The organism is Candidatus Binatia bacterium, from assembly GCA_036382395.1.
Classification (GTDB): Bacteria; Desulfobacterota; Binatia; order HRBIN30; family HRBIN30; genus JAGDMS01.
In genome coordinates, this window is the sequence record DASVHW010000207.1 from 1 (window position 1) to 12,416 (window position 12,416).

At 62.7% G+C, this 12,416-nt stretch carries 11 protein-coding genes; 5 read left to right on the forward strand and 6 right to left on the reverse strand.

Features of this window, described 5'->3' with window-relative positions; all coding sequences use genetic code 11:
• Together VF515_09400 and VF515_09405 are read right to left on the reverse strand one after the other, a co-directional pair.
• Nucleotides 1-197 (reverse strand): elongation factor P (locus tag VF515_09400; protein HEX7407849.1); only part of this gene is annotated, 197 nt, incomplete at its 3' end.
• A 122-nt stretch (nt 198-319) separates the two neighbouring features.
• Entirely contained in the window at nt 320-646 is a 327-nt protein-coding gene (locus tag VF515_09405) for a cupin domain-containing protein (GenBank protein HEX7407850.1), read from the reverse strand.
• A 167-nt stretch (nt 647-813) separates the two neighbouring features.
• Between VF515_09405 and VF515_09410 the strand changes: the two genes are divergently transcribed.
• The 4 genes from VF515_09410 to VF515_09425 all read left to right on the forward strand — a co-directional run bounded on the left by VF515_09410 (nt 814) and on the right by VF515_09425 (nt 5,979).
• A complete protein-coding gene (locus VF515_09410; GenBank protein ID HEX7407851.1) occupies nt 814-2,463 on the forward strand; it encodes a nitrite/sulfite reductase in 1,650 nt (549 codons plus the stop codon).
• Nucleotides 2,464-2,472: 9 nt separating this feature from the next.
• Entirely contained in the window at nt 2,473-2,733 is a 261-nt protein-coding gene (locus VF515_09415; GenBank protein HEX7407852.1) for a hypothetical protein, read from the forward strand.
• A gap of 332 nt (nt 2,734-3,065) precedes the next feature.
• The gene (locus tag VF515_09420; protein HEX7407853.1) at nt 3,066-3,569 is read left to right on the forward strand and encodes a hypothetical protein; all 504 of its coding nucleotides are present in this window, start codon (nt 3,066-3,068) and stop codon (nt 3,567-3,569) included.
• A gap of 715 nt (nt 3,570-4,284) precedes the next feature.
• Nucleotides 4,285-5,979: a hypothetical protein gene (locus VF515_09425; protein HEX7407854.1), complete on the forward strand. Its 1,695-nt coding sequence runs from the start codon at nt 4,285-4,287 to the stop codon at nt 5,977-5,979.
• Between the two features lie 637 nt (nt 5,980-6,616).
• On the opposite strand, the gene VF515_09430 is transcribed toward VF515_09425, so the two are convergent.
• Nucleotides 6,617-6,841, reverse strand: coding sequence for a hypothetical protein (locus tag VF515_09430; protein ID HEX7407855.1), 225 nt, complete (start codon nt 6,839-6,841; stop codon nt 6,617-6,619).
• A 53-nt stretch (nt 6,842-6,894) separates the two neighbouring features.
• Nucleotides 6,895-8,499 (reverse strand): long-chain-fatty-acid--CoA ligase, encoded by a 1,605-nt coding sequence (locus VF515_09435; protein ID HEX7407856.1) that lies wholly within the window; start codon nt 8,497-8,499, stop codon nt 6,895-6,897.
• Nucleotides 8,500-8,586: 87 nt separating this feature from the next.
• On the opposite strand from VF515_09435, the gene VF515_09440 reads away from it, so the two are divergent.
• Entirely contained in the window at nt 8,587-10,947 is a 2,361-nt protein-coding gene (locus VF515_09440) for a glycoside hydrolase family 3 N-terminal domain-containing protein (protein HEX7407857.1), read from the forward strand.
• A 1-nt stretch (nt 10,948) separates the two neighbouring features.
• On the opposite strand, the gene VF515_09445 is transcribed toward VF515_09440, so the two are convergent.
• Both VF515_09445 and VF515_09450 read right to left on the reverse strand, forming a co-directional pair.
• On the reverse strand, nt 10,949-11,308 hold the full coding sequence (locus VF515_09445; protein HEX7407858.1) for a sulfite exporter TauE/SafE family protein: 360 nt from the start codon (nt 11,306-11,308) through the stop codon (nt 10,949-10,951).
• A 160-nt stretch (nt 11,309-11,468) separates the two neighbouring features.
• On the reverse strand, nt 11,469-12,392 hold the full coding sequence (locus VF515_09450; GenBank protein HEX7407859.1) for an alcohol dehydrogenase catalytic domain-containing protein: 924 nt from the start codon (nt 12,390-12,392) through the stop codon (nt 11,469-11,471).
• Nucleotides 12,393-12,416: the final 24 nt, after the last annotated feature.

Consider the following 12,416-nt stretch of genomic DNA (forward strand, 5'->3'; position numbering starts at 1 on the left):
AAGGTGACGCGCTCGACCTTGTCCTCCGATCGGAAGCGGTTCTCGGTTTGGGTTCCGGAACGCAGGTTCCGCAGTTTCGTCTGCACCATGCCGCGCCAGTTTCCCGGCGTGATGTGGACGACGTTCATGAGCCGGAAGAGGCCGTTCTGATGCTTTACAATCATCCCAGCGCGAAGCTGGGTCGCAGGAATCATCATTGCCTTGTCGCTCCTTGTTACAGCAGGAAAGTACCCTTGGATGTGTAACATCCGCTCGGTTAGCCCGCAACCGCTGGTCGAGCTTGAGGTCTGGAAGTCGGGGCATTTGAGTTGCAGTCACCTCAAGCCCCTGGCTTCGGGGCCATGAATACGAGCAGCGTCAGGCGGGCCGGTCCGGGATTACGGACAGCGTGCGCCGTCCCGGCCGGTGCCAGGACGGCGCAGCCGGTGCCGACTTCACGTTCCTCGTCGCCGATGCGGAAGGCACCGATGCCGTCGAGGACGAAATAGACCTTGTCCGAGCCGGCGTGTGCGTGCGCGCTCTGCGCCTGACCGGGATGCAGCCCATATACGTCGCAAAACATGCGTTCCGTGTCGAAGAGATTGACCTTCTTCATCTTCTCCGGCGAAAATGCCGCCGTTGCCAAAGCGTTCTTGAAAACTTCCATGCGCGTCTCCTTGAAAAACTCAGTCTACGGTCGAGAGTCAAGCAGCCCTACGGGCAGCGAGGAGCCCATAGTGGCTCTGGGCGGTAGGCCTACCCAGCTTGATTCGCCCCCGGCAAGTCGATAATAGACCTTCTATATCCATGAATCGAGGATCAGAAGTGCAATCGATGCGACCGAGCGACGCAGACTTTCGCGCCGCCCTGCACGGGCACGGCGAGCGGATCGAACGCTTCCGTCAGGGGAAGATGAGCGGTGACGAGTTCCGGCCCGTGCGCCTGAGCTATGGCCTGTACTATCAATTGGACCATACCAGCCACATGCAGCGCATCAAGCTGCCCGGCGGCCTGGTGACCCCGGCGCAGGTCGACGTGCTGGCGGACATCGCCGACGAGTACGCGCGCGGCATCATTCACGTGACCACCCGGCAGGACGTGCAGATGCACTGGATCGACCTCGCCAACGTCGTCGAGATCTACGAGCGCTTGCACGCGGTCGGCATCACCACCCGCGGCGCGTGCGCCGACAGCGTGCGTAACGTCACCGGCTGTGCGCACAGCGGCGTCTGGCCGGCCGAAGCATTCGACGTCACGCCGTACGTCGTGGCGGTGCATGAGTACTTCCTTTTTCATCCGCTCAACCTGACGCTGCCACGAAAGTTCAAGATCGCGTTTTCCACGTGCGCCGACGACTGCATCCAAGCGCCGGTGAATGACATTGCGTACTTCCCGCACGTGCGTGACGGCCAGCGGGGATTCAGCGTCCACGCCGGTGGCGGTCTGGGCTCGCAGCCGTTTCTGGCGCGCCCGATCCGTGACTTCATTCCCGCCGAGGACACGCTGCTCATGGCCGAAGCCATCGTGCGCCTGCAGCACCGCAGCGGCGAACGCAAGAACCGCAAGAAGGCACGGATGAAGTACCTCTTCCAGCGCCTGGGCATCGAGCGGTTCATGGCGGAGGTGGATCGCCTGTACTTGCAGGTGGAGGAGCAGCAAGGCGCTGCCCTGCGCGCCGAGCTGGCCGAGATCGTCGCCGGCTACCGGGCGAGTACGCCCCACGACGCTCCCTCGGCGCTGCCAGCGGGAGGCACGCCGCAGTTGGCGCACTGGGTGCGCACAAACACCTTTGCGCAGAAACAAGACGGATATTACGGCGCCGCCGTGCAGTTGCCGTTGGGGGATGTGACCAGCAAGCAGTTTCGCGCCCTGGGTCAGCTGGCTCGGGAGCTCGGGTCTGGAGAGCTGCGGGCGACAAATGATCAGAACCTCATGGTGCCGTGGATTCCGGGCGGGCGCCTGGAGGAGTTCTATCGCCGCCTCTGCGACATCGGGCTGGGCGCCGCTGATGCTTTGCATATCACCGACGTTACCTCGTGCCCCGGCGCCGACTATTGCAGCTTGGCGGTCAGCCGCTCCATGGGCATGGCCGCGGCTATTCGGTTGCACCTGATGGCGACCAATGGCCGGGTGGAAGATCTGGGCGTCTTCCGCATCAAGATCAGCGGCTGCCCGAATTCCTGCGGCCAACATCACATCGGCGACATCGGGCTGACCGGCCTATCACTAAAGGGCGAGGACGGAGAGAACCACCCGCACTACTCGATGCTGGTCGGCGGCCGTGTCGGGGAGCATGCTGCCGCGATCGGACGACGCATCTCCGGCCGCTTCCCCGAAGAAGAGGTTCCCGGGGTCATTTCCGCCTTGGCCGAGTTCTATCGTCAGGAGCGGCAGAAGGGGGAACACTTCGGGGATTTCGTCGTTCGCGTGGGGACCGATCGACTGACGGAAGTGGCGCGCGCTGCCGCTTCTGTGGTTCACTAGCAGGGGACCATGAGCGACGACAACTCGGCTGGACCGGCCGGTAACGGCGATAAGTACTATCATGGGATTGTGTGCGCGCTGCAGCGCGGTGCGCAGCGGGGAACGGTTCGGGCAGCCAGCGGCCGCGAGATTCCGTTCATATTTGCCTATGTGACCATGATCGGCTCACACCGGCGCTTCGATGACCTGTACGAAGGCCTGCAGATCGGTTACGACGTGAGCTGGACCTCAAAAGGTCTGCGCGTCTCCGTCATCCGTATCCCTGAATAAGACAGCGCGTCTCGTGGCGAGGCGCGAGTGGGTGTGTGCTTCACGTGGTCGCCCCGCGTCGGGTCTCGCCCGCCGACAGGCCCGTTGTGCAGCGACAGGCCCGTTGTGCAGCGTTGACACGGTGCGCAGCCCGGGTTTAACCTCCGTGCCGGATGGTTGTCGTCCGTGCCCTGCTCGCGTCCATTGCTCCCCTTTCCAAGTCGTGTCGGCTGACCGTACCTGTGCCACGGCCCGTTGCTCCTGATCAGCGTACCGGTGAGCGGCTGTGTGCATCGTCACTTGGTGCACCGGTACGGCTGCTGGTCGGATGCGCGCTCGTCTGGTGGTCGCGCGTGTGGCAGGCGACGGGGACACGCATCGAGGCACCGCTGAATGTTGATGCGCTGATGTACTGGACGCCGCTGATCCGTGAAGGAGCAACACAATGGCAGGACGGTGGCCCGCCATTGTGGAATCCGTATCAGGCCTTGGGCGCGCCTCTCCTTGCAACGCTGCAGGCTGGCTGCGCCTACTCGCTCAACGCCTTGTACCTCGTCCTCGATCCGGGTGGCGCATGGTTCTGCACCACCGTTCTGCACGACGCGATCGCGGGCCTGGGCCTCTTCGCCCTCTGCCGCCGCCTCGGCATGTCGCGCTCCGCGGCGTTGGTGGGCGCTGCATCCTTTGCTTTCTCCTGGCTGATCCTGCTCAAGTGCTACGATCAGCCGCAGTTCGTGACCCTCGCTTGGCTGCCGGCGCTGTTCGCACGAGACGAAGCAAATGATGACTCAACCAGTTGGCGCGGCATCGGTGCGTGGGGCCACTGCACGTTTCGTTGCTTGCTACCGACCGGGTGACACCGGCGCCAGCCTTCCGGGGGCTATTGCGCATCGTACGCCCCGATGTCCACGTGCGCCCCGGCCAGGCCTGGCGAGGCAGGCCGCGCGTTGTATGATTGTGCTGTATGATTATGGTTGACTTGCACATTCGTAAGGAGCAGGCTTGCTTACACAGGCACAGGACAGCAGAGCCAAGACAGCACGTGTCTCAATCTTGGGGCTGGGCAATGCCTGGCTGGTGGGTCGCTGGCCGTCGCCGACGCTGGTCCTTCTATCCTGGCGTTGGGCTCCAGTTCGCAGTGCGCCGGCACAATTGTCAACGTGCCGCTGACCCTCAACACCTCAGCCGCAGATGTAGGTGGCCTACAGGTCGATATTCTGTACGACTCGACCGCGTTCGCCGTACCGAAGCCACAGGATGCGTGCGCGGTGGTTACACCCGGCTATCTCGGGGAAGTGTATACATCGGTCGTCGCCTCCCTCTCAACGCAGATAGATACTGGTCGGCTGCGCGTCATTGTTGCGGATCTCGATGAGAACAGCGCAGTCCTGGAAGACGGGACGGTCCTGGAATGTCAATTCGAAGTGCTTCCGAGGGCTAGTGGCAGCTACCCGTTCACACCAGAGGGCCTGGTCATCAGCTCTCAGGGCGGCAAGATTCTCGACTCCACTCTGGGTGCAGGCCAGGTTGATGTTTCGCCAGCCTGCAATATAGTACCATAAAGGAAGGACTATGGCTTTGACTCGACCGGTTCATCGCACCGCACTGTATGTGCTAGCGGCGTTGGCACTCACGATTCCGCGCGCCACGCGAGCCGACATGTGCGCCTATGTCGTCAGCCCGGGGAATGGTGAAATGACCGTCGAAACGGCAGTCATTGATGTCATGTCGCAAGCGAAGGTCGCGGACATTTACATGGGACATCCCGTTGCTGTTGCGATCGATCCGAAGGGACAAGCGATCTACGCGCTGAGCCTGGACGTGAGCATGGGAGACGGGGCAACGGGACCCGCTCTTTCCGTGCTGGAGACGGCGGCGTACACGGTGGTCAAGGATATCCCGCTTCCAGGGTACAGTGGAACCGTCGTGGTGAGTTCGGACGGTCGGTTTGCGTACCTCACTGACTACGATAAAGGTGGCGTGGACGTCGTCGATTTGAGCGCCGGGGAGTTCGTGAGATGGATCGACGCTCGCCAATATTGTGATCCACCCCTTGGATTCGCGCTCAGTTCCGATGGTACCGAGCTGTTTACTCCGGGGTGCGGTGGCTCCGTTGGGATCAACGATACGGCAAGCGGCAGACTCACGGACACGATTGCCTTCCCGCCAAATCTACCAGCAGATACGGAACCGCTGACGGTCCTGCTGAGCCCTGATGGGCAGCGTGCCTACGTGGCGGTCTGGCCCCAATACGAAGGCGTGTTGGTGCTGGATCTTACCAGCCACACAGTTGTCGACCAGTTTGAAAACGTCGGCCCATATATCGCGTTGAGCCCGGACGGTTCGCACCTGTACAGTGTCGCGCCTGGCGCGTTGGCCGCCATCGACGTGCAAACGAAAGCGGTGCAGACGATTCCGCTGGGGACAGTAGCGGTGTCTGGGCGGCCTATTCTCGCCGTTGCGCCGGAATCAAGTCTCGTCTACGTCGCGTTCGCGCAGTCGCCCTTCGTCTTCGCTGTCGACACCGAGACGCAATCTATGGTCGCACAGTTTGAGGTCACCGCCAACCCGAGTGGCATCGCCGTTGGGAACATCAACGGTCCATGTCGCCCGGCCGGCTACACGCCGACGACCCCCACCCCGGTACCAACCGCGACGGTGACACCAACAAAAGCCCCGACCTTCCAATGCCCCCCTGGAGTGCCGTGCCTGGAGATCAGCTCGGCATCAATCCCTGCTGGCGGCGAGGCAACGATTACCGTTCATCTAACGACAGCGGGGCAGCAGATTGCTGGTATCCAAAACGATATCTCCTTCGATTCGCCTGTCGTCGTCCACGACTGCAAGGTTTCTTCCGATCTCCCCCCGCTAGTCGGGGGATTCTATTCCTTCAGCTCTTCGCTGCGGGCGCTTTTCTATAGTCCGGCCGGGTCTGGCCAGACCGTTATTTCAGACGGAGCGCTGCTGTACTCCTGTACGGTTACTGTTGCCAGCGACGCCCCCCAAGGCCCCTATCCGCTAGTCGCGCTCAACATCTACGGTTCCGATGAGCGCGGCAATGCGATCACTGTTGCCGGCGCGGACGGTGAAGTCATTGTGACGACGGGTCGGAGTGGGGCAGCGCCCTCGGGCATCAGTGCGGGTGCATCGACACCCACGAGCAGCGGCTGCCAGATCATCAACGGTCCGGCGACGGATTCGTTCTGGCTTGGGCTCGTGATCCCGATGCTGCTCCTGCGGCGAGGCAAGGACCGAGAAGTGCATTAGCTGAGGTCTTGAGAGTGGCCGGAGGTGCGAGTGAGCCCCACTGCGGTCTCTCATATGAGATGACTAAGACGATACCAATCCTACTAGCCGTGCTTGGATTGGTCGCCTGTTATCGATTGCCAGCCTCCACTTTCAGGGCGCGCACCACACCGTAGTCGGACAGACGGGGGGAATCGACGCAATAACGAGCGTGCCTCTCCGACTCGACATATTCGCCGTTGTTTCAATTGACGGCCAACAGCTTGGACTGAACGGTGACGGACCTTGCGATGGCAAAGACCTTCCGGTTCTCCAGGGTGTTACCCTCTGCGGAGGAGCGGCCGTCATAATCTGTGACGAAGTGAATGCGACTGGCGGCTATCTCTTGACCCTTTACGCAGCGCCAGCGTCATAAGCATCGATTTTCGAACTTTGACGCCGAGGGGGGAGAACAGATGGATCCAGCTTCACGCAGAGGGGCCTCGCCGCTGCTGGCCCTGACAATTGCTTCCTGAGTGCTATTGGTGCCGCGGGCAGCAATGACGCAGGTGTACTTCTCGGAAAGCCAACTGAGGATCTGCCGCTGCCACTGCGGACGGATGCCAGCGGCACGGTGCTCTGTCGGCTGGGTGTAGGCTCTCGCCCAGGACAGTCAGCGTTACCCTTCGCTGTTGTCGAAGTTGCCCTTGACCTCGGGTAGCAGTGGAGACTTGTGGTGGGTCTGCTGGCTGGGCGCCGGCTTTTGATAGATGAATCGCGTCTGACAACCCAGGCAGTCGGCGCTGTAGTTGCCATCCTTACGCCGCAACGTCACGGTGACGATGTCGCCGTCAGCATGGCGATGCTGTACAGCCGGGAATACCGACACGAGTTTTTCGTTCATGCAGTTCGGCGAGGACCTCACGTGTGCCCTTGTAACGTTCTGTGTTGGCGACGTCAATTGACGGACGTGGGCTGACCTTGCCCCCGCTGCTTCAAGACGCGGCGCAGGATCTTGCCGGACGCGTTCTTCGGAATCTCATCGATGAACTCGACGGCGCGGATGCGCTTGTAGCCGGCGACACGGCTCTCCACGAAACGCATGAGGTCGGTGGCGGTGGCAGTTGCGCCCTTATTCAAGACGATGAAGGCCTTCGGGATCTCTCCGGCCTCTTCATCGGGTTGCGGTACGACGGCGCAGTCGGCGACGGCGGGATGCTCATGCAACAGGGCCTCCAATTCCGCCGGCGCGACGCCGAAACCCTTGTACTTGATCATCTCCTTCTTGCGATCGAGGATGTACACGAAACCGTCTTTGTCCTTGCGCGCGATGTCACCGGTGAACAGCCAGCCGTCACGCAGCGCCCGCGCCGTCTCCTCCGGCGCTTTCCAGTATCCCTTCATGACCTGCGGGCCCCGCACCACCAGCTCACCCATCTGATCGATGCCCATCTCCTGTGTGCCGGTTTCGATGTCGACGATCTTGTCCTCTTGCTCGGAGACGCCCCAGCCGATCGATTCGAGACGGATCAGCTCCGGATTGTCGACCGGGTTGAGGTGAGTGATCGGTGCTGCCTCGGTCAGACCGTATCCCTGCAAGACGGTGACCCCGGTCAATTCCTGTACGCGTCTGCCAACCTCGGGTGGTAAGGGCGCGGCGCCGGACATCATGTAGCGCAGGCTCGAAAGGTCGTGCTTCTTCAGATCAGGGACGCGGGTCAACGCCAGAAGCGCCGGTGGTACGGCATACAGCAGGGTGACGCGGTGCTCGCGGATGAGTGCGAGGGTGGTCAACGGATCGAAACGCTCCATGATGACCTGCGTTGCCCCCGTGGCGACTGCCTTTCCCATCAGCATGGTGCCGTAGATGTGGTAGAAGGGCAGGAAGATGAGGAGGGTGTCACGCTCGGTGACGCGTCCGGCCGCGGCCGCTTGGATCGCGTTGGCGACGAGATTGCGGTGCGTCAGCATCACGCCCTTCGGTAAGCCGGTCGTGCCGCTGGAGTAGGGCAGGGCGATGAGGTCTCGCTCGACATCCAGCTCGACCGGCGGCAGCTGATCTGCGCTCGTTCCGCGGACGAGATCGTAGAAATTCAAGGTGCCGGGCCGTCGCTCGTTGCCCACGATGATCACGTGTTTGAGGGCGGGCAACTTGGCGCGAATCGCCTCGATGAGGGGGAGCTTGTCTTCGTGGACGATGACGACGCAGGCTTCGGAGTCGCCGAGCTGGTACTCCGCTTCCGCCTCCCGGTATGCCGGATTCAACGGCGTCACCGCCGCTCCGATCTTTGCGGCCGCCTCGAAACTGATGAGGTATTCGGGACGGTTGGTCATGAACAACGCCACGCGATCGCCCTTGGTGACATGCAGATCATGTAGCGCCCGGCCCAGGCTGTTGCTCAGTCCGTCGATCTCGCGGAAGGTGAGCTTCTGTGACCGGAAGACGGTCGCAATCTTCTCCGGGAATCGATCGACTGTATGCTGGAGCAAACCGTGGTACGGTATGGACGGCAGTTGGAGACGGGGGCGAAACAGTTCCCAGCGAAAATCGTCCACAGCCATACGTGTCCTCCTTGGTTGGGAAGAATCCGCAGCCGGAGATATTTGTCAAGCCAGTAGCGCTGGTGACGTTGCGAGACGGAGGAGTCGGTGAGTAGCGAACAAGCGCTCTATCTGGATCCCCGGCAGCCGTTGGAGGCACGGGTCAAGGACCTGCTCTCCCGCATGACGCTGGATGAGAAACTGGCGCAGATGGGCGGCGTCTGGTCGAGCAGCTTGCTGGACCAGCACGGCGCCTTCTCCACTGCCCAGGCCGCCGAGAAGCTGGCTCACGGCATCGGCCACATCACGCGCATCGGCGGGGCGACGGTGCTCGGACCCGCCGACAGCGCTAGGTTAGCCAATGCCATCCAGCGGTTCTTGGTCGAGCACACCCGGCTGCGCATCCCGGCGATCATTCACGAGGAGAGCTGTGCCGGATACGTGGCCCGCGGTGCCACGTGCTTCCCGCAGGCGATCGGTCTGGCGAGCACCTGGGAACCGGAGCTGATCGAGGAGATGACGCGCGTCATCCGCACCCAGATGCGAGCTGTGGGCGCGCATCACGCCCTGGCTCCGGTGCTGGATGTGGCGCGCGATCCGCGCTGGGGCCGGACCGAGGAGACGTTTGGCGAGGACCCGTACGTGATCTCGCAGATGGGGGTTGCCTACATCCGCGGGCTGCAAGGGTCCGATCTCGCCCACGGCATCGTGGCCACCGGTAAACACTTCGTCGGCTACGCTGCGTCCGAGGGCGGTATGAACTGGGCCCCGGCGCACATTCCGAAGCGCGAGTTGCTGGAGATCTACGTGACCCCTTTCGCCGCAGCGATCACGGAAGCCAAGCTGGCCTCGGTGATGAACGCTTACCACGAGATCGACGGCGTGCCGCTCGGCTGCTCCAAGGAACTGCTGGTTGACCTCTTGCGCGGCGAACTGGGTTTCGATGGTGTCGTGGTGACGGATTACTTCACCATCCCGATGCTCCTCAGTTATCACGGCATCGCCCGCGACGAGAGCGATGCCGCCCGGCAGGCTCTGGAAGCCGGGCTGGATGTCGAGTTGCCGGCCAGCCACTGTTACGGCGAACCGCTCCGTCAGGCGCTCGCAGCCGGGACCGTAGACATGGCACTCGTGGACGCGGCGGTGAGCCGGCTGCTCAGGATGAAGATGCAACTCGGCCTGTTCGAGCAGCCGTATGTCGACCCTGCCGTAGCGGAGGCTGTCTTCGATACGTCCGCGCAGCGCGCCCTGGCGTACCGCATCGCACAGAAGTCGATCGTGTTGCTGAAGAATGACGGCAATCTGTTGCCGCTCAAGAAGTCCCTCACGTCCATCGCGGTCATTGGCCCCAGTGCGGACAGCGTCCGCCTTCTGCAAGGCGACTATCACTATCCTGCCCATCTCGAACCCACATTAGGAGCGATCAAGGAAACGGACCCGTCTCCGCGTGCGGACGGCAGCGTGAATCTCGCTCAGTACTTCGTGTGCATGACGAGTGTGTTGCAGGGAATCAAGGGGAAGGTGTCACCGCGGACGACCGTGCACGCAGCCCCGGGTTGCGACGTTCTCGGCGGCTCCACGCAAGGCTTTGCCGAGGCGATCGATGCGGCGCGAAAAGCCCAGGTCGCGGTTGTGGTGGTGGGAGACAGGTCCGGTCTCGTCGATGGCTGTACCAGCGGTGAGTCGATCGATCGTGCCCAGCTGGGGCTGCCAGGAGTGCAGCAGGCTTTGGTCGAGGCGGTTGTTGCGACCGGGACACCCGTGGTTGTGGTGCTGATCAACGGCCGCCCGCTAGCGCTGCCATGGATTGCGGAGCATGTTCCCGCCGTGCTCGACGCGTGGCTGCCGGGAGAAGAAGGTGGGACCGCCGTTGCCGACGTGTTGTTCGGTGACTACAACCCGGCGGGCCGGTTGCCGATCTCGCTGCCGGTAACGGTCGGCCAGGTTCCCGTCTACTACAATCACAAGCCGTCCGGAGGCCGCACGAACTGGAAAGGAGATTACCTCGGCACCAGCAGCCAGCCGTTGTTCCCCTTCGGGCACGGACTGAGCTTCACCCGCTTCGAGTATCGCAACATCGAGATCTACCCGCAGCAGGTGGAGGCTACCGGCAGCGTGAGGATTGGCGTCACCGTTGCCAACGCCGGTGGCTGCGCCGGTGACGAGGTGGTCCAGCTCTACGTTCACGATGCGGCGGCAAGCGTGACCCGCCCGGTCAAAGAGTTGAAGGGATTCAAGCGCGTCGAATTGGGACCCGGCCAGCAGAAGACCGTGAGTTTCGACCTTGCCGTCAGTCAGCTCGGGTTCTACGACCGCGGCATGAGGTTCATGGTTGAGCCGGGGACGATCGAGGTGATGATCGGGAGTTCCTCGGCGGACATTCGGCTTGGGAGCACCTTCGAGATCATCGGTGAACCGGCCGATGTGCGGCCGATCAGGAGATACTCCACCCCGGCACGCGCCGAGTGATTCACGGCCAGATCAACATGCGCGTGCCGATGAAGATGAAGAACACGGCGAAAACGCGCCGCAGCCAGGGATCAGAAATGTATTGGGCGACGTACCCACCCGCGCCGGCGCCGAAGACGAACCCGAGGCAGATGAACATCGCCCACGCCAGATTGACATGGCCGGCTCGGTAGTACCCCAGAAACGCCAAGATGCCGATGGGTGGCAACAGCATCGCCAGCGAGGTCCCCTGCGCTTGGTGCTGTGACATGCGGAAGAAGTGGACCAGCAGTGGAATGACGATGATTCCGCCACCCACTCCAAGAATGCCCGACAGCACACCGGCGAGTGCCCCAACCAAGATCATCCACACGGCTACCATGGACGGAATCATTCCCTGATTCCAGCGGCGAAGCAACGGTTGACTGGTGGCGCTGACCCGGCACCCGCTGCCGCGGCGTGGAGGAGGGCGACGCATTGGCGCGCCGCCTCACCGCGGCAGGCCTCCACTGCCTACCGCGGACGATTCAGCCGCTCGCGGCTCAGGACTCAGGACTGATCTGCAGCAGCACCTTCAGTACGCCGGGCGACGCGGCGGCCTGTAGTGCCCGCACGCCATCACGCAGCGGGAACCGGGCCGCGATCAATGATTGCACGTCGATGCTGCCAGCTTCCAAAGCATGCAGTGCCGGAGGAAAACTTCCGCAACGCGAGCCGATCACGGTGATCTCGTTGATCACCAGGGGTGCAAGGTTGACTCGAGGCTGCTCCGCGGAAGTGCTTTTCAGCACCAGCGTTGCGCGCGGGCGGGCGGCCTTCACGGCGATTGCAAAACCGATGGCCGAGCCGGTGGCTTCCACCACCAGATCAGCGGCCGCGCCGGTCCAGTTCTGGACGGTGCGCGTGGTGATGCCACGTTCCCGGAGGATGGCGAGCTTATCGTCGTGTTTGCCCACCGCCAGTACCCGTGCACCCGCCTGATGCAGTACCTGAGCGACGAGCAAACCCAACTTGCCGTCGCCGAGCACGATGGCGTCGAGGCCGGGCCGTAATGGCACCTGCTCGAGAATTTCAAACGCGGCGGCAAGCGGTTCGGTGAACACTGCCGCGTCATCCGCAACTGCATCGGGGACAAGGTGGAGATTGGCCACCGGGACGGCGACCAACTCGGCGAAGGCGCCATCCGCTCCCAGGATCCCCATCACCCGCCGATGCGGACAGTGGCGCTGAAACCCGCGCCCGCACATGGCGCAATTCCCGCAAGCGAAGTTGATCTCACCGACCACCCGCCTGTTGCGCCACTCGGCCGGGCCGTCTTCGACCATGCCGACGAACTCGTGGCCGAGTATGCCGCGAAAGCCCATGTAGCCCTTGGTGATTTCGAGGTCGGTGTTGCAGATGCCCGCGATACTGACGCGCACGAGCGCCATGCCCGCAGCGGGCACAGGTCGCGGATGATCCGCCACCTCTGCTCTGGTACCATCCCAAGA